Raw genomic sequence first — 23501 nt, forward strand, 5'->3', positions numbered from 1 at the left:
GTTCCGACCGGTACGTAACCCATCAGACAAAAGCGGACGGATACCGCTCACCTGCACCCTCCCCGAACAGGGGAGCCCAGGAAGCCAGTAACATGCGGCGCCATGAGCTCCCCCACTGGGCCCGCGTCCGGCCTGCCAGTACGAATGCCGCGACCCCGCCAGCCCGGGCGGCACCGCCGTCCGGAACCCCTGGCGGCTCCCGAGGGCGCGCCCGCGCTCGTCCTCGCGGTGCCGGGCACCCCCAGCGCCGCCACGCGCAGCCTCGCCGAGGAGGTCGTGAGCATCGCGCGCTCCGAGCTGCCCGGCCTCGACGCCCGGATCGGGTACCTGGACGGGGACGACGAGTTCCCCACGCTGCAGTCCGTGCTGAGCCACGCCTCCGAGGAGCGCACCGCGCGCTTCGAGCAGGCCCGTGCCGCCGGGTCCGACGTGGCCGAGCCCGACGGGCCGGTAGCCATCGTGGTTCCGCTGCTCGCCGGTCCGGACAACGCGCTGCTGCGCCGGGTCCGCCAGGCGGTCATGGAGAGCCGTGTCGCGGCCGAGCTGACCGACGTCCTCGGCCCGCACCCGCTGCTCGCCGAGGCGCTGCACGTGCGGCTCTCGGAGGCCGGCCTCGCCCGCGCCGACCGCGCCCGCCTGTTCACCGTGGCGACCGCCGCGGACGGCATCGTGCTCGCCGCGGTGGGCGGCGAGGAGGCCGTGCAGGCCGCCGGGATCACCGGCATGCTGCTCGCCGCGCGTCTCGCGGTGCCCGTGATGGCGGCGGCGCTCGACGAGGAGGGCTCGATCGCGGCCACCGCCGAGGAGCTGCGCAACTCGGGTTCGCAGCAGCTCGCGCTGGCCCCGTATCTGATCGGTCCGGAGCTGGACGCCGGTCTGCTCGAAGCTGCCGCCAAGGAGGCCGGCTGCCACGCCGCCGAGGCCCTGGGCCCGTACCCGGCGATCGGCAAGCTCGCGCTGGCCCAGTACACCGCCGCGCTGGGCATCGCGTCGCCGCAGACGCAGGGCGCGCCGGTCCGCTGACCTCGCCCTCGCCCGTACCTCTCGCACGACCCGTACGACCGGCACCACCCGCACGACCGGCACCACCCGTACGACCGGCACCACCCGCACGGCGAAGGGCCCGCTCCTGTGACAGGAGCGGGCCCTTCCCGCGTACGGGAGGCGCTGCGGCGTCCGTCGTGTTCAGCCGAAGACCACGCAGGACGCGGCGGGCGCCTCGACGGAGCCGCCGCGGCGCGGGACGCCCGTGTCCGGGTCGACGACGAACCAGGTCACGTCGCCGGAGCGCTCGTTCGCGGCGTACAGGAACCGGCCGGAGGGGTCGAGGCTCAGATCGCGGGGCCAGACGCCGCCGCACGGGACCGTGGCGACCAGCCTGAGGCCCTCGCCCGCCGCGTCCGGCGCGAGGACGGAAACGACGTCCTGGCCGCGTGTGGCGGTCCACACGAAGCGACCGTCGGGCGAGACGGCGATGCCCGACGGGAACGCGTCGCCGTCCGGGACGTCGGGGAGCACCGGTGTCTCGCCGAGCGGGCGCAGCACGCCCTCGGCGGAGTCCCAGCGGCAGACGGTGACGGTCGGGGCGAGTTCGTTGAGGACGTAGGCGTGTTCGCCGTCCGGGTGGAAGGCCAGGTGGCGCGGGCCCGAGCCGGGGCGCAGGGCGATCTCGCGGTGCACGGTGAGCGTCCCGCCGTCGAGGGCGCACACCCGGACGGAGTCCGTGCCGAGGTCGACGCTGACGGCCCAGCGGCCGGTGGGGTCGGGCTGCACCTGGTGGGCGTGCGGGCCCTGCTGGCGCGGTGTGTACGGTCCCGAGCCGGTGTGCTGGAGCACGCCGGAGGCGGCCTCGGCGAGAGCGCCGTCGGGACGCAGGGGTACGGCGGAGACGCTGCCGGAGTTGTAGTTGGCGGTCAGCACGTGTCCGTCGAGGAGGCTGAGGTGCGTGGGGCCGCTGCCGCCGACGCGCGTCGGCGGACCGGCCGGTTCCGGCTTGTCGGCGTGCACACGGAAGGCGGCCACCGCGCCCTCGGCCGTCTCGCTGACCGCGTACAGGAAGTCCCCGGTGGGAGACACGGCGAGGTACGAGGGGTCGGGTACGGCGTCGACCGCGCTCAGCACGGTCAGCGCGCCGTCGTCCGGGTCCACCGCCGCGGTCAGGACGCCGAGGCCGCCCGCCGCCGTGAACGAGCCGATGTAGGCCCTCTGTTGCCGCCTGCCGCCGTCTGCCACCGCTGTCCCCTCTCGGTCCCGTCTGCTCGGGGGCGACGGTAGCAGCCGGGGTCCTGCGGTCTAGACCAGGGCGGGCGTACGGGCGCTCGCCGGGGTCCGGCGTACGGGCGGCCTGCGCTTCGTCCCCGGACCCGGCCCCGGACCCGGCCCCGGGCCCGGACCCGGGTGGGCGTCCCGGATCGGGTTTCGGGGCTCGGGATTCGGGGCTCGGGGCTCGGGGCCCAGGCCATGGCCGTGGCCGGCTCAGAAGTCGCCCGCGCCCCGGGCTCGTTCGAGGGCGTCCGGGTGATGGACGTAGGCGGGGTTCCGCTCCACGGTCTCGTACGTGCGGTGGAAGACCGGTGTGGCGCTGCCGGAGATAGGCGGCACGATCCACGACCAGTCGGCGCCCACCCGACGGCCCTTGCGCTCCTCGCGGCCCAGGTGGGTGAGGAAGCGCCGGGATTCCGTGTGGTGGTCGGTGACGGTGACGCCGGCCCGGTCGAAGGAGTGCAGGACGGAACGGTTCAGCTCGACCAGGGCGCGGTCCTTCCACAGCGAGCGGTCGGTGCTGGTGTCCAGGCCGAGGCGTTCGGCGACCGTCGGCAGCAGGTCGTAGCGGTCGGTGTCGGCGAGGTTGCGGGCGCCGATCTCGGTTCCCATGTACCAGCCGTTGAAGGGCGCGGTGGGGTAACAGACGCCGCCTATCTCCAGGCACATGTTGGAGAGGGCGGGCACCGCGTGCCAGCGCAGGCCGAGCGAACGCCACCAGGTGTGCTCGGGGTGGGTCAGTTCGACTTCCAGGACGGCGTCCTCGGGCAGCTCGAACCAGCGCGGGGGCGCGCCCGCTTCCTGGACCAGCAACGGCAGGACGTCGAAAGGCGTCCCGGGGCCGCCGGGCCAGCCGAGCCGGCGGGCGGCGGCGGTGAGGCCGGTGTTGCGCGGGTCGCCGGTCACCCCGCCGTCGGGGCGCGGGTATCCGGCGTACCGGACGAGCTGTTCGTTCCAGATCCTGGGCGCGGGCCGGTTCGGCGCGTCGGGCGCGAAGACGGTGATGAGCGCCCGGATACGGCCGCCTCGGGTGGCTTCCCTCAGGTGCTGCGCGGACTCCTCGGCGACCCCCTGGGCATCCCGTACGTCCCTGCGGTCGCGGACGGTCAGCGAGTTCCAGTAGAGCCGGCCGATGCAGCGGTTGGCGTTGCGCCAGGCGACGCGCGCGCCGAAGACCAGTTCGGCCGTGGTGTGCCGGTAGGTCCCGGTGTCCGCGATCTCCGCGCGGACGTCGGCGAGACGCCGGGCCGGATCGCCGAGGCGTTCCTCGGTGTGGTGCAGGACGAGGAACTCCTCGGCGGCGCGAAGGAGGTCGTCCGAACGAAGGAGGTCGTCCGAGCGGGAGTCCGGGTGGTGTTCGAGGGGAGCGGGGGCTGGGGGCGCGGGTGTCTGTACCGGTGCCGGTGCCGCCGCTTGGACCGGGGACGCTGCGTGCGCCGGTGCCGCTACCGCTGGCGTTGCCGGTGCCTCATCGACGCTGCGGGTGCCGCTGCGGGCGGGCGGGACGGTTCGGCCGCTCTCGGTCACGGGGCAGCCCCGGGCCGCGTTCGGGGGCCCGCCGGCGATCAGGCGGCCCCGGAGACCCGGGAGGCCCGGGAGCGGGGGCGGTGCGGTGCCGAGGCCGGGGCCGGGGCCGGGGCCCGACAGCAGCCGGGCCATGGCGTCGAGCTGCGCGTGCAGACTGCGGGAGGGGCCGGTCCCTGCGGGGCGGCGGGCGCCGAGGGGGACGACGGCCACCGTGGCACCCTCCGGACGCGGCCCGTCGCCGGGTACCGCGGGTGCGGCGGGTGCGGCGGGTGCGGCGGGTGCGGCGGGCCCACCCGGCTCGTCGGCGCGGCGCATCCGGTCCAGCCAGCCGCCGGGGCGTTCTCCGTCCCGTACGAGGAACGGCACGTCGTCCGGGGTATCGCGCGCGTCCCTCGTACCGGTGGCGCCCGTACTGGCGACGCCCGGGCCCTGAGCGTCCGTACCCCGGGCGCCCGGGCTCTTGATGCCCGGGCCTTTGGTGACCGGCCCGCTCGCGCCGCTCTGGCCGTCCGTGCCGCGCTCTTCGTGTCTGGTCCCGCGCGGGAAGTCGCGCATGGTGCCGCCCCCAAGAGGTCCGCCCGCGGGTCCGCTCCCCCGCACGGCCCGCGATGTCCGTGCCGTCCGATAGCCGCGGAGTTACCCGGCGGGTGTGCTGATCCACCCTGTACATGGCCGGTACGCGGCCGGTACGTGGCCGGTAAATCTGCACCATTCGGGCATCGGTGTCCACCGAAACGGGACAGAACGCGAGGAGGCGCCGGGCGCCGTGGTATCAGGCGCCGGCGAGCCGGGAGCCGCGCAACGGGGTCGCCAGTTCGACGAGCGCGCGCTCCAGGCCGTGCAGATGGGCGAGCGCCTGTTCGGCTCCCGGATGGTGTCCCGGCGCGGTGTGCCGCGCGTCCAGCACGCTGCCCGGAACCGCGCCGACCAGGGATTCCATCGCCGTCTCGACCCGTCGGCAGGCCGCGGTGAGACGGGCGTCGTGGGACGCGTCCGGGTCGGCGGCGACGGCGGCGAGACCGCGTACCTCGCGGGCGCAGTCGTCCAGCAGGGCGAGGACCGCCCGGGCCCGCGCCTTGCGCTCCCGCACCGGGTTGAGCGGATGAACAAGGGGCGCGAGGGACAGTCGTACGCGCCCCAGAAGTGCTTCGAGCTCCCCCGCGCGCGGAGCGGGGTCGGCCTGCTCGTCGCCCGCGAGCCGGCGGGCCGCCGCGGCCGTGCAGGCGTGCACGGCGTGCAGCGCCCGCTCCACCCAGCGGTCGGTCACGGCGTGCGTCGTGATGGGCAGGACGAACGCGACGGCGAGAGCCGCGCCGAGCGCGCCGACGGCGGTCTCGGCGAACCGGAGCCCGAGCAGCCCCGGATGCAGCACACCGAGCAGGCCGTACAGCAGCCCCGCCATGACGGTGACGAAGAACATCATCCAGCTGTAGGAGGGCGCCGCCGTGTAGAAGATCCCGAAGACGCAGACGGCGACGAGCGCGGCGGTGGGCGCGGGCGCGCCGTGCAGCGGGACGGCGATCACGAGCCCGGCCAGGATCCCGGCGACCGTGCCGACGACCCGGCGAAAGCCGCGGACCAGCGTCTCGCCGCGCGAGGCCGTGTTCACGAAGATCCACCACGCGGTGCCGACGGCCCAGTACCAGCGGTCGTGCGACAGCACCTGGCCCGCGACCAGCGCGAAGGCGCAGGCGGCGGTCGCCTGGAAGGCCTGGCGGGTGGCGGGGCGGGCCAGGCCGCGGCCGTCGAGCGGTACGGGCGCGGCGGGCGGCGGTGTACGCCGCTCGACGCACCAGACGCCGAAGCGCACCGCCGAGCACGCGGCGAGCGACAGGGCGACGGCGGCGTAGAGCTGCGGGAGCTGGCCGGGCACGGCGTGCAGGAACTGGGTGGCGAAGAACATCATGAACGCGAAGATGCCGAGCGCGTGTCCGCGCGGTCCCCAGCGGCGGGCGTGCACCCCGGCGAAGACGACCGCGAGCCAGCTCGCGTCGCGCAGCGTCGGCGTCCCGTGCAGGGTGGTGGCGAGCGCGAGCACCGGGAAGCCGACGACCGGCAGCAGAGCGGTCGTGCCGGCCTGGCCGCGGACCGTCGGGTCGCCGACCGTGAACAGGGCGAGCAGCGCCGCGAGTCCGCCGGTGATGGACGCGGGTAGGGAGAGCCCGGCCAGTTCGCACAGGGTCACCGCGAGGCCGATCCCGAGCACCGCGCGGAGCGAGACCCGCAGCCGGAACAGTCCCGGATCCGGAGCCATGAACATCTTCTTCACCGTCGGCTGCCCGCCCCCACTTCGCTCTTCGGTCCCGGTCCGGTATGCGCGTCGGCGCATAGGAAAGGCGCCGCGGATCCGGTACGGCGACCTTGCCGTCCGGCGCTGCGCGGCGCCATGGATGGGGACACGGTAAACAGGAGGCGGCTAGTGGCTCAACAGGCGCGCGATCGACTGGACCATTGGTACAGTTGCCGCCGATCATTGTCGGCCACAGGGAGGCCAACGGACCATGGCCGTGGACGAGCTGGACACCCGCATCCTGCGTCTGCTGCTGGAGCAGCCGCGCACCAGCGTGCGGGAGTACGCCCGTATCCTCGGCGTCGCGCGCGGCACGCTCCAGGCCCGCCTGGACCGGCTGGAGCGGGACGGGGTGATCACCGGGACCGGCCCCTCGCTCTCCCCGGCCGCCCTCGGCCATCCGGTGCTGGCGTTCGTGCACATCGAGGTCACACAGGGCCATCTCGACGACGTGGGCGACGCGCTCGCCGCCGTACCCGAGATCATCGAGGCGTTCTCGATCACCGGTGGCGGCGATCTGATCACCCGAGTCGCCGCCCGTGACAACGCCCATCTGGAGGATGTGATCCAGGCACTGATCAGCCTCCCTGGGGTGGTCCGCACCCGTACGGAGGTGGCCCTGCGCGAGCGCGTGCCCCACCGGCTGCTGCCGTTGGTGGAGTCGATCGGGCGGTCCGCGAAGGGCTGAGTCTCACCGGGGCTGGGGGGCTGACCGCGCTCACGGTGGCGGTCCGAGGGTTCCGGCGCGCGCGGCTGGTCGCGGAGGACGGGGGCGGGGTCGCGGAGGACCGGGGCGCCGCCGCGGCCGGCGTGCGCTGCGTCGCCGTCCCCTGCCTCCGCGCACAGGCCGACGACCCCGCCTCCGCGAAAGCCGATCTCCTCTTCCGGGCGGCCAGAGCGAGTTCACGGCCCGCGCGGCGTACGACTGGCTCGCGGGACGGAGCCGGTCGACGCCGGAGAGTCGACGCCGGAGCTGAGCGCCGGACGAGCACCCCGTGCGTGGCCGACGGCTCTGTGCGGAGCGGGCCCCGCCCGTACCTGGCGGACGGGTCAGCCCGGGACGAGCCCCCCGGTACGCGGCGCACGGCTCGGCGCGGGACGCCCCCGGTACGCGGCGCACGGCTCAGCGGCGGGCCGGCACCGGGGGCGTAACGGACCGCTCAGCGGCGGAGGAGCACCGCGTGCGTGACGGCCGGCGAGCTGACGAGTTCGGCGACCCGGTAGCCGTCGATCCCGTCGCCGAGGTCGTCGAGCAGGCGCTCACCCCGGCCCAGCAGCCTCGGCGCCACGGCGAAGTGCATCTCGTCGATCAGCCCGGCCCGCAGGTACTGCCGGACGGTTGCCGCACCGCCGGCGAGCCGGACGTCCTTGCCCGCCGCCGCCTCGACGGCACGGGCGAGCACCGTCTCGACCGGCTCGTCGGTGAAGTTGAAGGTCGTCCCGCCCTCCATCGCGACGGAGGGCCGCAGGTGGTGCGTGTGGACGAACACGTCGTTGTGGTAGGGAGGGTTGGCCCCCCACCAGCCGGTCCAGGACTCGTCCTCCCAGGGTCCGCGCCGCGGTCCGAACATGTTGCGGCCCATGATGGTCGCGCCGATGTTCTCCTCGCTGCGCGCCACGTACTCGACGTCGACACCGCCCTTGCCGTCGGCCAGGTCGCGCATCGCGGCGAACATCCACGCGTGCATCTCCTCGCCGAAGCCCTCACCCAGCGGATGTTCCAGACTCTGGTTGGGCCCGGCCGCGTACCCGTCCAGCGTGATGGTGATGTTGTGTACGCGCAGCTTCGCCATGACCGTGCTCCTCGGGTTCGTCGTTCTCCGCTCTCACCCCTGGCGTCGAACGGGACGCGGCCGGATCGACAGTCCCGCGCGGAAACCTCGCCATCACCGCCACCACGCCACCGCCGCCATCACGCCACCACGCTTCAGCGAGCGGTCGACGGAGGTGGCAGGCGCAGGTGGGCGAGGTCCGGGGGAACGGGCGCGTCGGGGCGGAAGAAGGGCGCGGGTTCCCCGTCTGCCGCGGTGGCCGGTGCGTCGGTGAGCCGGAACCGGTCCCGCAGCCGGCCGTAGAAGTCGGTCGGCCGCAGCCGGATGAGACGGACCCGCTGCGGGGCGCGGAAGACCCCGATCCAGTCGCCGGGGTCGACCACCCCGCGCAGTTGGCCGTCGATGCTGACGGCGGCCTGGCCCGAGTGGGGCAGCACGCGCAGGGCGACCGGTTCGTCCGGCGCGGCCACCACGCTGCGGTTGAAGGTCATGTGCGGGGCGATCGGTGTGAAGACGACCGCGTCCATGTGCGGGGAGAGCACCGGACCGCCGGCGGCGAAGCTGTACGCCGTCGAGCCGGTGGGCGTGGCCACGGCGAAGGCGTCCGCCGAATAGCTGGCGAGGCGCCGTCCGGCCAGGTAGACACCGACGCTGACCTGGCGGTCCCGGGCCAGCTTCTCCAGGACGACGTCGTTCAGGGCCGTGACGTCGAGGGCGACGCCCCAGCCGTTCCCCTCGGTCGTGTCGGGGCGGACCCGCGGCGGTGGCAGTGCCCGGCCCCGGCTGTAGTGGAGCAGCGCCTCCATGTCCTCGGGGACCTCCAGGGCCCGGGACGCGCGCATGGTCAGGGTCATGCGCTCCTCGATCACCGCGTGGCCGCCGTGCACGGAGTCGAGCGCCTTCGTGACGTCGGCCGCGGACACCTCGGTGAGGAAACCGACCTTGCCGAGGTCGACGCCGAGCACCCCGGCATCGCTCCTGACGGCGATCCGGGCGCCGCGCAGGAAGGTGCCGTCGCCGCCGAGCGTGACCACGAGGTCCGGGTTCCCGGCCGCCTCCGCCTCCGCCCGGCCGCCGCGGCGCCGGTGGTCCTCGGCCCACACGTCGATCTCGGTGCACCGGATGCCGTGCGCCGCGCACCAGTCGTGGACGGCGCGGGCGGCGTCGCGGGCCGCCGTCCGCCCCTGGTGGACGACCAGTCCGACACGGTGCACGGCCACGACAACCTCCGGTTACGGGACTGCCCACGATCTTTCCACGAATATCCGTTCCGCTCGCGTCCCGCGACGAGAGGTCCGTTCTCCGGAGGACGTCGGGGACTTCTCCGGGTGACGTGGAGACTTCTCTCGGGGGCACGGGGCCGGAGGGGGCGGAATACGGCACGCGAGGGGATTCCGGTACCCGGGTCACCGTACGCCCGGGGCTCAACTTCATTGACCAGTAGTCAACTTCAGCCACTCTGGCACCTGACCGAACAATGAACGACTATCGTTTCGAATTGACGTCTCCTGAGCGACTGATTCGGCTCGGAGATCTCGTCACGGCCGCTTTCGGCCGGATTGTGGAATCACTCGATCGACCCCTTGGAAGGTACTTTCGTGATCAACAGCAATCACGGGACTGATTACGAGAGCTTGCGGCTGGATCGCACCGGTCAGGCCAACGCGTTCGACGCCATCGGCGACCGTTACGACGAGGCCTTCCCGCACAAGGAGGGCCAGGTCGCGGCCGGCACCTGGCTGGTCGAGTCGCTCGCCCCGGGGTCGCGGGTGCTGGACCTGGGCTGCGGCACGGGCGTGCCGACGGCGCGCCAGCTGGCGGACGCGGGCCTCGACGTGGTGGGCGTCGACCTCTCCCCCGGCATGGTCAGGCTCGCCGGCCAGTACGTTCCCGAGGGCACGTTCCACCAGGCCGACATCGCTGATCTGCGGCCGGGCGGCCCCCGTGACCTCGGCCGCTTCGACGGGGTGGCCGCCTTCTTCTCCCTGCTGATGCTGCCCCGCGCCGAGATCCCGCTCGCGCTGCGCACGATCCGGCATCTGCTCGTCCCCGGCGGGCTGTTCGTCCTGTCGATGGTCGAGGCCGACGTGGACAACTTCGCGATCCCGTTCCTGGGGAACACGATCCGGGTGTCCGGCTATCTGCGGGAGGACCTGCACACCGTCGTCGAGGCGGCGGGTTTCGAGATCGTGGAGGAGACCTCGTACACCTACGCCCCCTCGGTGGCCGACGTCCCGCCGGAGGAGCAGGTGTTCCTCTGCTGTCGGCGGAGCGACTGAGGAGGCACGGTCCGAGCCGCGGACCGCGCCACCCATCGGACGGGACAGAACGCGTGACCGAGCACCACACTCCCCTTGAGGGCACTCCCCCGGCCCCCTTCGAGGGCGCCCCTCTCATCCCTGGCGAGGGCACTCCTCTCGCACCCATCGGGGCCATCCCTCCGGCCCCTCTTGAAGGCACCCCTGCGCCGCACGGCCTTCGTGAGGGCACGCCTCTTGAGGGCGCTCCTTCTGAGGGCACCTCTCTTGAGAGCACGTCCCTTGACGGCACCCCTGCTCCGCAGACCGACCGTCTGCGGTATCTCGACGTGGCGACCCGGCGGATCGCCCGTGGGATGGACCTGGACGCGACGCTCCGGGAGCTGCGCAGCGCGGCGGTCCCGGCGTTCGCCGACGCCGTCTTCATCCACCTCGACGACCCGCTGCCGGTGGGCGCGGACCGGCCCCCGGCCCCCGTCGTACTGCGCCTGCACGGCGGCGAGACCCCGCGGGCGCCGCACACCCGGCCGGCTCCGGCGGCGCTCCCCGCCGACGGACCCCGGCCATCCGGGTTCCCGGAGATCGCCGAGCGGGTGGAGCCGGCCGGTGACGGGCGCCTCGCGGAACTGCTGCTGGACGGGCGTCCCGCCTTCGGCGACAGCCCGGAAAACGCGCCCGCCGTCGCCGAACTCCTCGCCGCCGCCGAGGGCACGCCGAACGTGCTCCCGCCGGGGCACCGGCTGATCATCGCCCCGCTGCACGGCAGCCACCACGTGATGGGGACGGTCGTCCTGCTCCGGGGCGCGGACCGTCAGGCGTTCACCGGGGACGATCTGCTCGTCGCCTCGCAGCTCGCCACCCACACCGCGCTCGGGGTGCAGAAAGCGGTGATGTACGGCCACGAGGCCGCCGTGGCGGACACGCTCCAGCACACCATGCTCCCCTCGTCGCTGCCCGAACCCACCGGTGTACGGCTGGCCAGCCGTTATCTGCCCGCCTCGAAGACCGCCCAGGTCGGCGGCGACTGGTACGACGCGATCCCGCTCCCGGGCAACCGGGTCGCGCTCGTCGTCGGGGACGTGATGGGGCACTCCATGACCTCCGCCGCGATCATGGGCCAGCTCCGCACCATCGTGCAGACCCTCGCCGGTCTCGACCTGCCGCCCCACGAGGTGCTGCACCATCTCGACGAGCAGGCCCAGCGGCTCGGCAGCAACCACATGGCGACCTGCCTGTACGCGATCTACGACCCCATATCGCACCGCCTGCTGATGGCCAACGCCGGTCACCCGCCCGCCGTTCTGCTGCACGAGGACGGCCGCGCCGAGGTGCTGGACGTGCCGCCCGGGGCCCCGATCGGCGTCGGCGGCGTCGTCTTCGAGTCGGTCGAGATGGCCGCGCCCACCGGGTCGACGCTGGTGCTGTACACCGACGGGCTGGTGGAGTCGCGTACCACCGACGTCGGCAGCGGCGTCGAGGAGCTGCGGGGCCGCCTCCAGGCGACAGCGCCGGGGCCCGCCTCGCTCGAAGAGCTGTGCGACCACGTCCTCGGCACGCTCGTCCCGGGCGCCCGGGACGACGACATCGCCCTGCTCACCGCGCGGTTCGAAGGCTTCCCGCCGGACAGCGTCGCGTACTGGTATCTGGCCCCCCATCCGATGACGGCGGGCCAGGCACGCCGGCTGGTCCGCAGGGCGCTGCGCCGCTGGGGCCTGGAGGGCCTGCTCGATCCGACGGAGCTGATGGTCAGCGAGGTGGTGACGAACGCCGTGCGCTTCGCCTCGCGGCCCATCTCGCTGCGGCTGCTGCGCACCGAGGTGCTGCGCTGCGAGGTGACCGACGACTCGCCGCTGGTGCCCCGGATGCGGGCGGCGGACCCGGGCGAGGAGTGCGGTCGCGGGCTGTTCCTGGTGGACCATCTCGCCCTGCGCTGGGGCGCGACGCGGCTGAGCAGCGGCAAGGTCGTCTGGTTCGAGCAGAAGATCCCGGAGGAGTAGACCGTCGGGGGGGGGTGGCCCGGAGAGCTGGTGAGGGCGTCCGGTGAGGGGGTTCGGTTAGCCGGTGAGGGGGTTCGGTTAGCCGGTGAGGGGCCCGGAGAATCGGTGAGGGCGTCCGGTGAACCGGTGACGGCGCCCGGAGAATTGGCGCTGGGGCCCGCCGCGTCCTCGTACGAGGACCGTAGGACAATGATCACCTGCGTGCCGGTGGAGCCGGGGGCACGGTCCATGAAGGAGTCGAGGGTGAGCGAGACGACAGCCGGAGCGACGGACCGGCGGGTCTTCGTCGACAAGCAGAGCCCGAAGGCCTATCAGGCGCTGGTGGAGACGGCCGAGGCGGTCCGGACCGTCGCCGCCGACGCGGGCCTGGACCGTGTCCTGGTGGAACTGGTCAACCTGCGTGTCTCCCAGATCAACGGCTGTGCCTACTGCCTCGACGTGCACACCCGGGCGGCGCTGCGGGCGGGTGACACGGCCCGGCGGCTCGGCGTGCTGGCCGCGTGGCGCGAGACCGAACTCTTCACCGGGCGGGAGCGGGCGGCGCTCGCCCTGGCCGAGGCGACCACCGACCCCGCGAACTCCGCCGCGCAGGACACCGCCTACGCCGCCGCGCGGGAGGTGCTGTCGGACGACGAGATCTCGGCGGTGATCTGGGTGGCGATCACCATCAACGCCTTCAACCGGGTGTCCGTCCTGTCCAGGCACCCGGTGCGCGCCGCCCACTGACCAGCACGCCGGGAGGCCCGCAGGTCAGCGGGTCAGCGGGTCAGCGGGTCAGCAAGCCGACAGGTCCGCAGGTCGGCAGGTCCGATCTCAGGTCCCGATCTCTTTTGCTCATCTCCGATCGAGATGACTGACATCCCGAACCATCGCGGCCACTGCGGAAGATCGTGCGCCGGGCGGGCGCTTGTCACCTGTGACGGCTTCGACGGGGATGCCGTCACCGCACAGCGTTCCCACCCGGGCCGGGTCCCCCGGCCCCGCCTTTCGAGAAGGTGCCCATGTCCGCATCGTCCGACGTCCGGACCGCCCGCCGCTCCCCTGCGGCCGAGGCCCCCTCCGGTGTGCCCGGCTGGCTGGTCGCGCTGCTGGCCGTCGCCTCCGGGATGACGGTCGCCAACCTCTACTACGCCCAGCCCCTGCTCTCCGCCCTGAGCGACGTCTTCCACGTCGGCACCTCGACGGCCGGAGCGCTGATCACGCTCACGCAGGTGGGTTACGTCCTCGGCATGCTCTTCCTGGTGCCGCTCGGCGACCGGCTGGAGAAGCGGAACCTGATCACCGTTCTGCTCACGGTCACCACGCTGGCGCTGGTGGCCGCCGGGCTCGCGACCAGCTTCCCCATGCTGCTGATCGCCTCGCTGGTCAGCGGGGCGACCTCGGTCGTCGCGCAGATCCTGGTGCCGTTCGCCGCGAGCCTCGCGCCCGACCATGCCCGCGGGCGGGTCGTCGGCCGGGTGATGAGCGGTCTGCTCACCGGCATCCTGCTCTCGCGCACCCTGAGCAGCCTGGTCTCGGACGTGGCCGGCTGGCGGGTGGTGTTCCTCGGCTCCGCCGTGCTGATGGCCCTGCTCGCCGTGGCGCTGCGGGTCGCCCTGCCCGAGCACGCGCCGACCACGACGATCCCGTACCACCACGTTCTGCGCTCCACGGTCCAACTGGTGCGCACCCACCCGGTTCTGCTGCGCCGGGGGCTCTACCAGGCGGCGATGTTCGGGGCGTTCAGCGCGTTCTGGACGACGGTCTCCTTCGTGCTGACCGGGCCCCGCTTCCACTACTCCGCCGTCGGCGTGGGCGTGTTCGCGCTCGTGGGGGCGGCGGGCGCGGCCGTCGCGCCGTTCGCGGGCCGGTGGGCCGACCGGGGGCTGGTCCGCCCGATGACCGGCGCCGCCTTCGTCGTCGCCGCGCTGGCCTTCGCGGTGGCGGGCTTCGGCGGACACAGTGTCGTCCTGATCGCCCTGGCGGCGATCCTGCTCGACATGGCCGTACAGACCACGCTGATCCTCGGCCAGCACACCATCTACCAACTCGACGCGGACGCCCGGGCGCGCCTCAACAGCGCCTTCATCGCCACGTTCTTCGTCGGCGGCGCCCTCGGCTCCCAACTCGGCTCACTGGTCTACCACTCGGGCGGCTGGACGTCCCTGACGCTGCTGGGCGCGGCACTCCCGTTGCTGGCCCTCGGGTACTGGGCCACGGAGCGCGCGGCCGGCCGGCGGGGCGGACGGCGAGCCGCGCGGGTGTGACGCGGGGCCGGCCACCTCGGCGGGGGCGCCCGCCGGGGTGGCTCGTTCTTTACGGTTCCGGCCGTGGGCGTCAGCCGGGCCCGACCGACTCGCGAATACGCTTCGCCGGGCCAGGTTAGAGTGCTCGCTCTTGCCGCGTCACCCGCCCAGGAGGGACCGCGGCCGGGAGTGACGAGGTCCGGTCTCAGACCTGTGAAGGCGAGGGTTTCCGTTGGAGGGATCGAGCGGTCGGCGGGAGGGATCGAACAGTCGGCAGCCCACTGTGGTCGTGCTCACCGCTCTGCAGGTGGAGTACGAGGCGGTACGCCGGCACCTGGCGGACGTCCGCACGGTCCGCCTGCCGCAGGGCACCCTTTTCGAGGTCGGCCGAATACCGGGGCTCGACTGGCGGGTGGCGGTGGCGGAGACGGGGCCCACCACCACCCGCGCGGCCCTCGTCACCCAGTCGGCGATCGGGCACTTCGGCGCCGAGGCCGTGTTCTTCGTCGGTGTCGCCGGTTCGCTCAAGGACGATGTCCGCCTCGGTGACGTCGTCGTCGCCAGCAAGGTGCACGGCTATCACGGCGGACGCGAGAGCGTCGACGGGTTCGCCGCCCGCCCGGACACCTGGTCGCCGGATCACGGCGTGGACCAGGTGGTGCGCTTCGCGCGCCGCGACAAGCCCTGGGCGTTTCTCCGGCCGGACGTCCCCGCCACACCGCCCCGGGTGCATTTCGCACCGATCGCGTCGGGTGACGTACTGGTCGGCTTCCGCGACTCCGAGACGGCTCGGCGCATCCGCCTGCACTACAACGACGCGGTGGCCGTCGACATGGAGAGCCAGGGCGCGGTCCAGGCGACCCGGATGAGCCCCGCGGTGCGGGCTCTGTGCATCCGCGGCATCAGCGACTTCGCCGACCCGGACAAGTCGGCACGCGACGCCGCCGGGTCCCAGGAGACGGCGGCTCGGCACGCCGCCGCCTTCGCCGTGCGGGTGCTGCGCGACCTGCTTCCGCGACAGCCGTTGGCCCAGGAGCCGTCCCGGCCACCCGCCGTGGTGGTCGTGTCCGCGCCCGGCCGCTCCGTCGAGCCGGCCGCCTGGGACAGCAGGCCCGTCGTCGAGGTCGCGGGACAGGAGTATCTGCTGTACGAGGGCCCGGGTGACCTCGTACACGAGTCGCGTGACGGCGACGTGGTGCGGCGTCAGGCGGTGGCCCGCGTGGTGCCCGGCAGAGGTGGCGGCGGTGACCGTGGCGCCTACGCCTGGCTGCGCCAGGTCGAGCGGACCGGGCCGCCTCCCGGTCCCGGCCGGTTCGACCCGCTGGCAGCCCTCGAACAGGAAGCCGAGCTGTGTCGCAGGCTCCGTGGCCCCGGAGTCGTCCAGCTGACGCGCGCCGGAAGGACGGCCACGCTGGCCCTGGCCTGGCCGGGTGATCCACGGCGCGGCAGCCCGTTGGAGACCGTTCACGAACTGCTGCCGGAGGCGCCGGCGCCGACCGACCCGCAGCGCCTGTGGCGGATCGTGCGGGGGCTCGCCGACGTGGCCCACATCCTCGAACGGCTGAGCGCCGCCGGCTTCTCGCACCGCGCGCTCCGGCCGACGGCGATCGTCATGGACCGGCCCCGCATGGTGCTGCGCGACTTCGGTCTGGCCACCGTGCCGCCCCGCCGGGGCGAGAACGCCGGGCCCTACCAGGCGCCCGAACAGCGGCACGGCTCCCGTGTCCGTCCCGGGCCCGCCACCGACGTCTACCAGCTCGGCGCGCTGCTCCACCGCGCGCTGACCGGCCGCACACCCGACCCCCGGCTGCCCGCCTACCGCGGCTCGGCCTCCGTACCGGACCGTGTCGTCCAGGCGGTCGCCCACGCGCTGCGGGAGGACCCGGGGGACCGCCCCGACGCGCGTACGCTCCGCCGCGCTCTGCGCGCCGCAGCGGACGACCTGGCATCCGTCCCGTCGCCCCAGCGCTGAGGAGCGCCTTCGTTGTCCCTCATCACCGTCGCCCTGCGCGCCCCGCTGGTTCTCGTCCCCGGTCTCGGACTCGACGAGCAGCTTCGCGCCAAGTCCGAGACCAGCGCCGGTCTGCCCGCGGACGTCTCCCGGATCGTTCATGACCTCAACCAGATGGGAGCCGGCGTCGCCACGATCGTCAGCCCGGCCCGCGGCAAGTACAAACCGTCCCTGCTGGTGCACACGCGGACCTACCGGATGCGTCTCGAAGCGACGAACCGAGGGACCGGCTACTTCGTCAGGCACATCGATCCGCTGCGCCTCGCCGACCATGGCCGCCTCGCCACATCCTGCCTCGTGGTGCGTCCGCCGGCCTGGCATATGGTGTTCGAGCTGAAGGCCGTGCCGACGGGCTCGGACGCCCAGTGGCAGGTCCTCGAAGAGGCCTGGCGGCGTCTCGGCGAGGCGGGGCCCGATCAGCCGGACACCGCTGCGGCCGACGGTGCCCACGCGGACTTTCTCGACTCGGTGGACCGGCTCATCGACGCCACGGAGGAGATCACCACCCGGGAGGCACGGCAGGCCGCGCCCTTCCCGTACCAGAGCTTCACGGCCACCGGCGGTCAGCGCGGCAGGGCTCCCCAGTCCGTCTACGAATTCCAGCTCCTCGGGCCGGAGTTGCCGCCGTCCGGCGCGTTTGTGCGCGTCCAGGGCGAGTCGGAGACCCGCGGCAAAGTGGGCCGGGCGGCGGGCCGTTGCGTCACCGTCCGCTTCGATCAGCCCGTGTCGTGGGACCGGCTGCCGCCGCGCGGCGCTCTGGAACTCATCCCGAGCAATGTCATCTTCAGCAAGCAGCGGCAGGCCGTGGCGAGCCTGCGCGCCCACGAGTCGAAGAACCCCGGCCTGCTCCCCGCCATCGTCGAACACCGGGTGCGCCCGATCCCGGCGAGCGACGCGTACCCGCACCAGGAGCTCGACCCCGAACAACTCCAGGCGTTCCGCGCGGCGTTGACCACCCAGGACCTGCTGGTGGTGCTCGGGCCGCCCGGTACCGGCAAGACCCGCACCATCACGGAGATCGCCCACACCGCCGCGACCGCGCCCACGGCGGAGAGCGGCCGGGTGCTGGTCACTTCCCACACCAACCGTGCCGTGGACAACGTCCTGGCGCGGCTCCCACCGGATCTGGTGGTGATCCGGGTCGGGGACGAGAGCAAGGTGCACGCCGACGTCAAACCGCTGCTGCTGGAAGAACAGTCCGAGGGTCTGTCCGAGGAGATCCGGCACGCCATGGCCCAGCGGACGCGGGCCTACCAGGAGGCGTCAGCCGTGAAACCGTGGACGGACGAGCTGGAGACGCGCGTTCAGCGGGCCGGCGGCGACGCCGAGGAGGCGCGGGCGGCGGATCTGCGCCTGCGCGCGGCGATCCGCGCCGCGACCGCGCCCGCCCAGGAGCGGTTGGCGGTCCTCCGGTCCGAGGAACAGGAGCTGCGCTCCCACCTGGCGGAACGGACCGAGCGTGCCGAGCGGCTCCGGGAAAAGGCCGAATCCGCACGGCGGCGCTCCAACGCCCTGTTCACGGGCCGCCTGCACCGTGCCCGGGCACGCCGCCGGGAGAGAGAGCACGCCGCGGAGACGGCCGAGATCGAGAAGCTGAACGCGTCCGTCGAGGGCACCCTGCGGCAGAGCGAAGCGGTGAGCGCCGAGGCGGACCACGCGGCCCGCGAGGACCCCGCCGTCATCGCGGCCCGGGCGGCCTGCCGGTCGGCACAAGACGACCTCGCCAAGAGCGTTCAGTTCGCCTACGAGGCGGCCGACACGGCGGTCCAGGCGCTGCGGGCGGTCGTGCCGGGGGCGGCGTTTCCCGAACGCCTGCTGGATCCGGCCGAAGCGGCGACCGCGCTGCGCGCCCTGCACGGGCAGTTGACCGACTGGGTCCCGGTCCTCGGGCGACGCGAGCAGCTGACCAACCAGTGGCGGGCCGCCATCGGCCAGGATCCGGCACTGCTGGTGCCCGAACTGGTCCGCTACGCCCACGTGGTCGGCGCCACCTGCATCGGCGCCGCCTCCCGCCCCGAACTGACCGGGGTGGAATTCGACCTGGGAATCATCGACGAGGCCGGCCAGATCGGCGTCGCGGACACCCTGGTGCCCCTGACCCGGGTCCGCCGTGGCGTCCTGGTCGGGGACGACCGGCAACTGCCGCCGTTCCGCGATCCCGACGTGGACGAGTGGGCGCGGGAGATCGGTGATCCCGAGCTGGTCCGGCTGATGTCGCAGAGCGCCCTGGAGCGCTTGCGCGCCGGGCTGCCCGCGTCGCATGTCGTGCAGCTGACCCGCCAGCGCCGTATGCCGGCCGAGATCGCCGACTTCATCTCGGCCGCCTTCTACCGGGGAGAACTGCTCACGGAGAAAGACCACACTCACCGCGATCCCCTGTTCACGAGCCCGCTGGCCTTCGTCGACACCGCCGCGCTGCCCGAACGCGTCCGTCGTGAGGCGGGGCGCGGGCGCACCGAGGGCCGCGGCCAGAAGGGCCCCTACAACCCCTGTGAAGCGCGCCTCCTGGCCCGGCTCGCCGCCTTCTACCACGGCCGCGGCGCCGAGTGGATGGTGATCGTCCCCTATCTCGCGCAGCGGCTGGAGGTGGTCCGTCACCTGACCCCGCTGATCGGTGACTCCCGGCTCGCGGACGCCTCCGTCGGCAGTGTCGACTCCTATCAGGGCGGAGAGCGCGACGTCGTCCTGTACGGCTTCACCCGGAGCAACCCGGAAGGGCGGATCGGCTTCCTCAAGGAACTTCGGCGGGCGAACGTCGCCTTCACCCGCGCCAAGAGCCAGCTCGTCCTGACCGGTGACCTGGGCACGCTGATGCGCGCGGACGATCCGGGTTTCCGCGCTCTCCTCGGTGACCTGCACCGGCATCTGCTGGAACGGGGGGACCTGCGGGAGTACCGGGACGTCATGGCCGCCCTCGACGAAACCGTCCCGGACCTGGGGGATCCCACGGGGCCGGGCCGGAAGGGAGGCCGGTCATGACCAGCGCGCCGCGCCTGATGAAATTCCCCGAGGAACGGGTCCTGGAGGACGCCGCCTTCGGACAGGGCATCGTGCCGACCCGGCTGTACGCCCTGCTGCTGCCGGTGTGGAAGGTGGAGATCCGCGCCGACATCACCGAGGGCGAGGCCTTCTCGCTGATCGACCGCTTCCTGGAACGCGGGCTGCGCCACGGCGCCTTGAGCACCGTGGACGAACTCGCGGCGTTCTTCGCGCTGGACCGCGCCCTGGTCGCCCAGGCCGTGCGCTTCCTGACCGCGATCGGCCACGCGCGGGAGGAGCCCGGAGGTCTGGTGTGCCTGACGCCGCTGGGAGAGCGCTCCGTGGACGACGACGTCCGCTATGTGGTCACCCGCCAGGACCGCCGCCATCTGTACTTCGAGGCGCTGAGCTGCGGCCCCCTGACCCGGGCCCACTACGACGACGAGGTCGTGACGCTGCTGTCCGCCGGGGAGATGGACCGGGCGCAGCGCGGCAAGCAGTACCCGCGCTTCACCCCGGTCGCCGTGGCGTCCGGGTTCGACCGCTCGGCTCTCGACCGCCTCAAGAGCCGCAAGGACCGGGCCCGGTTCAACCTTCCCCTGGCCCTGGACGCCGTGGAGTGTCTGAGCGAGACGCTCGTCTTCCTGCCCGTCTATCTCGTACGCGGCCGGGAGGGGCTGCTGGTCTACGGCCAGGCCGAGGCGGGGACGGCACACGACCCGGAACTCAGCGCGCTCTGCGCCGCTACGCCGGAACTGGTCAACGCGCTCGACAACGAGGAGCTGGACGCGGAGGCGGACGAACGCCTGCTGCGGTCCGCCCGGAAATGGCTCGACGGGCAAGGCCTCGACACCATCGCCCCCGAGCAGGACGACGACGGCACCTGGTCCGTCTCGCTGCCCGCGTCCGCCTTCGGTGACAAGGGCATTCCGTTCTCCCGCGTCGGAAGCTATCGCATGGCGGGCAGCCGCTTCTTCCGCGTCTGGTGCCCGCAGGAGACCCCGCGCAAGCGCAGCCTTCTCGACCGGCTGGACCAGCGGATGGGCTTGCGCCGGCAGATCACCCGACGGGAAGCGGAAGAACTCATCACTCGCCTCGCCCTGCAACTACGCTTGGACGTACCCGAGTTGTCCCTGGTCCGCAGCGGTGCGGAGAAGACAGGCCTGAGCGGTCTGGAAGCCCAACTGGCCCGTCTGGAGAAGGAAAACCCGTGATCGACACCGCCCAGCTTCTGCTTGCCGAGTACGAGCAGATCAAGCAGGAGCAGCGAGCGCGGATCGGCTTTCGCGACAACCTCGTCTACGCCACCCTCGGCGTCATGGCGGCGGTCATCGGCTCCACGCTCGCTCGGGGCGGCCACCTCGAAATGCTCTTGCTGCTTCCGCCGCTGTCCGTGGTCCTCGGCTGGACCTACCTGGCCAACGACGAGAAGATCTCCGCCGTCGGCCGGTACATCCGCGAGGAGCTGTCCCCTCGCCTCAGGGAGCTGACATCCGCCCAGGCCGAGGTCTTCGGCTGGGAGTCCGCGCATCGCCGCGACGCCTGGCGCCGCTCCCGGAAGCGATTCCAGCTCGCCGTGGACCTGCTGACCTTCTGCGGGGCGCCTCTCGCGGCCCTGACCGTCTACTGGATCTTCGGCCCGACGCCGTGGCCCCTGCTGGTGATCTCGCTGGCCGAGACGGCCATGGTCATCGGCTTGGCGGTCCAGGTCGTCCGCTACGCCGAACTCGGGAGCTGACCGAGCCCCGGAGCTATCCGAGGAAGCTCAGCCTCACCCGCCGCTCCGGGTTGTCCTTGTTGGTGTCCACCAGGCACACCGACTGCCACGTCCCCAGTTCCAGGCTTCCGTTCACCACCGGCAGGGTGGCGTGCGGGGGGACGATGGCGGGCAGGACGTGGTCGCGGCCGTGGCCGGGGCTGCCGTGGCGGTGCTGCCAGCGGTCGTCCGCGGGGAGCAGAGCGTGCAGCGCGGCGAGGAGGTCGTCGTCGCTGCCCGCGCCGGTCTCGATGATGGCGATCCCGGCGGTGGCGTGCGGGACGAAGACGTTCAGGAGGCCGTCCCGGCCCGCCGCGGCCTCGCGGAGGAAGGCCTCGCAGTCGCGGGTGAGGTCGACGACCGTCTCCGAGGAACCGGAGGACACGTTCAGGACGCGGGTGGTGAAGGCATCGGACATGCTCCGATTCTCCCCCATCGGACGGATTCCGTACGGGACCGGCCGCTCGAAAGGTGATACGGAGGGTCCATTCCGCGAGACAGCGTTGACCGGACACGGACGAGCTGGCTACTTTCTGCCGCATGTTGCGTTCAGTTCTGCTCACCACGCGCGGTCACATCGACCTGCTGCGGGTGGCCTCCGCCGCGTGTCGCCGCGGCCGCTGACGCCCTTTTCTCCCGTTCTCCGCGCGTCGGCGCTCCGCCCGTCCCGCACGTCCGGCTCCCCCGTGTCCACACGCCTGAGCCACTGACGCGTCGGGGCCGAGGCATGCGCACTTCCGGTCGCTCTCCTCCATCCCTGGAGCCCTCATGAGCATCAGCCATGCTCCCCCCGGCTCGTCAGAGCCGGACACCTCCCGCCCGTCGCTGTCCAAGAAGGACGCCTCCACTCGGGAACCGGCCGAGCCGAACCCCGCCGCCCACGCGGCGCCCGATCTCGAACCCATCGTCCCCGCCTCCACCCGCCGGGCCCGTGTCCCGCGCTGGCTGCGCCGCACCTCCGGACCACTCCTGCTGCTCGCCCTGTGGCAACTCCTCAGCGGTACAGGCGTGTTGACCCCGGACGTCCTCGCATCCCCCGGCACCATCGCCCGCGTCGGCCGTGACCTGGTGGCGGACGGTTCCCTGCCCGGGGCGATGGGCGTGTCCCTCCAGCGGGTCGCCGTGGGACTGCTCCTCGGCACCGTCATCGGCACCGGACTCGCCCTGGTCTCCGGGCTGTTCCGCATCGGCGAGGATCTGGTGGACGCCAGTGTCCAGATGCTCCGCACGGTGCCCTTCGTCGGCTTGATCCCGCTGTTCATCATCTGGTTCGGCATCGGCGAGACCCCGAAGGTCGCGATCATCACCCTCGGGGTGTCGTTCCCGCTGTATCTGAACGTCTACGCCGGCATCCGCGGCGTCGACTCGCAGCTCATCGAGGCGGGCGAGTCGCTCGGCCTGTCCCGGTGGGGACTCGTGCGGCACGTGATCCTCCCGGGCGCGCTGCCCGGCGCGATGACCGGCCTGCGCTACTCGCTCGGCATCGCCTGGCTCGCCCTCGTCTTCGCCGAGCAGATCAACGCGGACGCCGGCATCGGCTTCCTGATGGTCCAGGCGCGCGACTTCCTGCGGACCGACGTGATCGTGGTCTGCCTGATCGTCTACGCCTTCCTCGGCCTGCTCGCCGACTTCGCCGTCCGGACCCTCGAAAGGCTGCTGCTGCAATGGCGACCGACATTCACGGGCCGGTGAGCCCCGAGCGCACCTCGGCCGTACGGGTCGAGGGCCTCACCCGCTCCTTCGACGGCCGGGCCGTCATCGACCGGCTCCAACTCGACGTCAAACCGGGCGAGTTCGTGGCCCTCCTCGGACGCAGCGGCTGCGGCAAGTCGACGCTGCTGCGCATCCTCGCCGGGCTCGACCGCGACATCGAGGGCACCGTCCTGGTCCCGCGCCGCAAGGCGGTGGCGTTCCAGTCGCCGCGGCTCATGCCGTGGAAGAAGGTCTGGCGCAACGTGCTGCTCGGACTGCCGGGCAGGCCCGAACGCGCCGTCGCCGAGCGGGCCCTGACCGAGGTCGGGCTCGTCCACCGCTCCGACGCCTGGCCGAAGACACTGTCCGGCGGCGAGGCGCAGCGCGCCTCGCTGGCCCGCGCCCTGGTCCGCGAGCCGGATCTGCTGCTGCTCGACGAGCCGTTCGGCGCGCTCGACGCGCTGACCCGCATCAAGGCACAGCGCCTCGTCGGCGAACTGTGGCAACGCCGGGGCTGCGCGGTCCTGTTGGTCACCCATGACGTCGAGGAGGCGGTGCTGCTCGCCGACCGCGTCCTGGTGATGGACGACGGTGTCATCGCCCACGAGACCCGGGTCGACCTGGAGCGCCCCCGCGACATCACCGACCCCCGGTTCGCCGAGATCCGCGCCGGTCTGCTGGAACGGCTCGGCGTCGACACCGCAGCCGAAGCCGCCTGAACTCCCCCTTCGG

18 protein-coding genes and 2 pseudogenes are annotated in these 23501 nt (G+C 72.9%); 14 read left to right on the forward strand and 6 right to left on the reverse strand.

Annotation, left to right across the window (positions count from 1 at the left end; genetic code table 11):
- The first annotated feature begins 102 nt into the window (after positions 1-102).
- Positions 103-1023: a hypothetical protein gene (locus tag AB0912_RS12000; RefSeq protein WP_366698384.1), complete on the forward strand. Its 921-nt coding sequence runs from the start codon at positions 103-105 to the stop codon at positions 1021-1023.
- A gap of 162 nt (positions 1024-1185) precedes the next feature.
- On the opposite strand, the gene AB0912_RS12005 is transcribed toward AB0912_RS12000, so the two are convergent.
- The 3 genes and pseudogenes from AB0912_RS12005 to AB0912_RS12015 all read right to left on the reverse strand — a co-directional run bounded on the left by AB0912_RS12005 (position 1186) and on the right by AB0912_RS12015 (position 6049).
- Entirely contained in the window at positions 1186-2232 is a 1047-nt protein-coding gene (locus AB0912_RS12005) for a lactonase family protein (RefSeq protein ID WP_366698386.1), read from the reverse strand.
- Positions 2233-2475: 243 nt separating this feature from the next.
- A pseudogene (locus AB0912_RS12010) lies at positions 2476-3567 on the reverse strand (nitric oxide synthase oxygenase); the annotation flags it as partial.
- Between the two features lie 994 nt (positions 3568-4561).
- Positions 4562-6049, reverse strand: coding sequence for an FUSC family protein (locus AB0912_RS12015; protein WP_366698388.1), 1488 nt, complete (start codon positions 6047-6049; stop codon positions 4562-4564).
- 241 nt (positions 6050-6290) lie between these two features.
- On the opposite strand from AB0912_RS12015, the gene AB0912_RS12020 reads away from it, so the two are divergent.
- Both AB0912_RS12020 and AB0912_RS12025 read left to right on the forward strand, forming a co-directional pair.
- Positions 6291-6767: an Lrp/AsnC family transcriptional regulator gene (locus AB0912_RS12020; RefSeq protein WP_366698390.1), complete on the forward strand. Its 477-nt coding sequence runs from the start codon at positions 6291-6293 to the stop codon at positions 6765-6767.
- Positions 6768-6871: 104 nt separating this feature from the next.
- Positions 6872-7056: pseudogene (locus AB0912_RS12025) on the forward strand (HAD family phosphatase); the annotation flags it as partial.
- 183 nt (positions 7057-7239) lie between these two features.
- Here the strand turns inward: AB0912_RS12025 and AB0912_RS12030 are convergent.
- Both AB0912_RS12030 and AB0912_RS12035 read right to left on the reverse strand, forming a co-directional pair.
- Positions 7240-7872 (reverse strand): dihydrofolate reductase family protein, encoded by a 633-nt coding sequence (locus tag AB0912_RS12030; RefSeq protein WP_366698392.1) that lies wholly within the window; start codon positions 7870-7872, stop codon positions 7240-7242.
- A gap of 134 nt (positions 7873-8006) precedes the next feature.
- Positions 8007-9071, reverse strand: a complete 1065-nt coding sequence (locus tag AB0912_RS12035) for an NAD(+)/NADH kinase (protein ID WP_366698394.1) — start codon at positions 9069-9071, stop codon at positions 8007-8009.
- Positions 9072-9449: 378 nt separating this feature from the next.
- On the opposite strand from AB0912_RS12035, the gene AB0912_RS12040 reads away from it, so the two are divergent.
- From AB0912_RS12040 to AB0912_RS12075, 8 genes are all read left to right on the forward strand, one after another.
- Positions 9450-10130, forward strand: coding sequence for a class I SAM-dependent methyltransferase (locus tag AB0912_RS12040; RefSeq protein WP_366698396.1), 681 nt, complete (start codon positions 9450-9452; stop codon positions 10128-10130).
- 335 nt (positions 10131-10465) lie between these two features.
- On the forward strand, positions 10466-12106 hold the full coding sequence (locus AB0912_RS12045; protein ID WP_366698398.1) for an ATP-binding SpoIIE family protein phosphatase: 1641 nt from the start codon (positions 10466-10468) through the stop codon (positions 12104-12106).
- A gap of 228 nt (positions 12107-12334) precedes the next feature.
- Entirely contained in the window at positions 12335-12832 is a 498-nt protein-coding gene (locus AB0912_RS12050; protein ID WP_366698542.1) for a carboxymuconolactone decarboxylase family protein, read from the forward strand.
- A 275-nt stretch (positions 12833-13107) separates the two neighbouring features.
- On the forward strand, positions 13108-14352 hold the full coding sequence (locus AB0912_RS12055) for an MFS transporter (RefSeq protein ID WP_366698400.1): 1245 nt from the start codon (positions 13108-13110) through the stop codon (positions 14350-14352).
- 268 nt (positions 14353-14620) lie between these two features.
- On the forward strand, positions 14621-16303 hold the full coding sequence (locus AB0912_RS12060) for a hypothetical protein (protein ID WP_366698402.1): 1683 nt from the start codon (positions 14621-14623) through the stop codon (positions 16301-16303).
- 12 nt (positions 16304-16315) lie between these two features.
- Complete coding sequence (locus AB0912_RS12065) at positions 16316-19321, forward strand: AAA domain-containing protein (RefSeq protein ID WP_366698404.1); 3006 nt, start codon at positions 16316-16318, stop codon at positions 19319-19321.
- Positions 19318-20535: a hypothetical protein gene (locus AB0912_RS12070; RefSeq protein ID WP_366698406.1), complete on the forward strand. Its 1218-nt coding sequence runs from the start codon at positions 19318-19320 to the stop codon at positions 20533-20535. Before AB0912_RS12065 ends, AB0912_RS12070 begins: the two co-directional genes overlap by 4 nt.
- Positions 20532-21059 (forward strand): hypothetical protein, encoded by a 528-nt coding sequence (locus tag AB0912_RS12075; RefSeq protein WP_366698408.1) that lies wholly within the window; start codon positions 20532-20534, stop codon positions 21057-21059. Before AB0912_RS12070 ends, AB0912_RS12075 begins: the two co-directional genes overlap by 4 nt.
- Positions 21060-21072: 13 nt before the next feature.
- Here AB0912_RS12075 and AB0912_RS12080 read toward each other — a convergent pair whose 3' ends face one another.
- Positions 21073-21495 carry a secondary thiamine-phosphate synthase enzyme YjbQ gene (locus tag AB0912_RS12080; RefSeq protein WP_366698410.1) on the reverse strand — a complete coding sequence of 141 codons (423 nt, stop codon included), beginning with the start codon at positions 21493-21495 and terminating at the stop codon, positions 21073-21075.
- A 122-nt stretch (positions 21496-21617) separates the two neighbouring features.
- Here AB0912_RS12080 and AB0912_RS12085 point away from each other — a divergent pair, with 122 nt between their 5' ends.
- From AB0912_RS12085 to AB0912_RS12095, 3 genes are all read left to right on the forward strand, one after another.
- A complete protein-coding gene (locus tag AB0912_RS12085) occupies positions 21618-21701 on the forward strand; it encodes a putative leader peptide (protein ID WP_352340592.1) in 84 nt (27 codons plus the stop codon).
- Between the two features lie 144 nt (positions 21702-21845).
- Positions 21846-22769 carry an ABC transporter permease gene (locus AB0912_RS12090; protein WP_366698413.1) on the forward strand — a complete coding sequence of 308 codons (924 nt, stop codon included), beginning with the start codon at positions 21846-21848 and terminating at the stop codon, positions 22767-22769.
- Complete coding sequence (locus AB0912_RS12095; RefSeq protein WP_366698415.1) at positions 22742-23488, forward strand: ABC transporter ATP-binding protein; 747 nt, start codon at positions 22742-22744, stop codon at positions 23486-23488. The genes AB0912_RS12090 and AB0912_RS12095 overlap by 28 nt, the downstream gene beginning before the upstream one ends.
- Positions 23489-23501 lie beyond the last annotated feature (13 nt).

It is taken from the genome of Streptomyces sp. NPDC007084, from assembly GCF_040703595.1.
Classification (GTDB): Bacteria; Actinomycetota; Actinomycetes; order Streptomycetales; family Streptomycetaceae; genus Streptomyces.

What these genes read in the sequence shown, in the direction of transcription:
- AB0912_RS12000 (WP_366698384.1), top strand. Translation starts at nt 103, where the DNA reads ATGAGCTCCCCCACTGGGCCCGCGTCCGGCCTGCCAGTACGAATGCCG.
- AB0912_RS12015 (WP_366698388.1), bottom strand. Translation starts at nt 6,049, where the DNA reads ATGTTCATGGCTCCGGATCCGGGACTGTTCCGGCTGCGGGTCTCGCTC.
- AB0912_RS12020 (WP_366698390.1), top strand. Translation starts at nt 6,291, where the DNA reads ATGGCCGTGGACGAGCTGGACACCCGCATCCTGCGTCTGCTGCTGGAG.
- AB0912_RS12030 (WP_366698392.1), bottom strand. Translation starts at nt 7,872, where the DNA reads ATGGCGAAGCTGCGCGTACACAACATCACCATCACGCTGGACGGGTAC.
- AB0912_RS12045 (WP_366698398.1), top strand. Translation starts at nt 10,466, where the DNA reads ATGGACCTGGACGCGACGCTCCGGGAGCTGCGCAGCGCGGCGGTCCCG.
- AB0912_RS12050 (WP_366698542.1), top strand. Translation starts at nt 12,335, where the DNA reads ATGAAGGAGTCGAGGGTGAGCGAGACGACAGCCGGAGCGACGGACCGG.
- AB0912_RS12055 (WP_366698400.1), top strand. Translation starts at nt 13,108, where the DNA reads ATGTCCGCATCGTCCGACGTCCGGACCGCCCGCCGCTCCCCTGCGGCC.
- AB0912_RS12070 (WP_366698406.1), top strand. Translation starts at nt 19,318, where the DNA reads ATGACCAGCGCGCCGCGCCTGATGAAATTCCCCGAGGAACGGGTCCTG.
- AB0912_RS12080 (WP_366698410.1), bottom strand. Translation starts at nt 21,495, where the DNA reads ATGTCCGATGCCTTCACCACCCGCGTCCTGAACGTGTCCTCCGGTTCC.
- AB0912_RS12085 (WP_352340592.1), top strand. Translation starts at nt 21,618, where the DNA reads ATGTTGCGTTCAGTTCTGCTCACCACGCGCGGTCACATCGACCTGCTG.
- AB0912_RS12090 (WP_366698413.1), top strand. Translation starts at nt 21,846, where the DNA reads ATGAGCATCAGCCATGCTCCCCCCGGCTCGTCAGAGCCGGACACCTCC.
- AB0912_RS12095 (WP_366698415.1), top strand. Translation starts at nt 22,742, where the DNA reads ATGGCGACCGACATTCACGGGCCGGTGAGCCCCGAGCGCACCTCGGCC.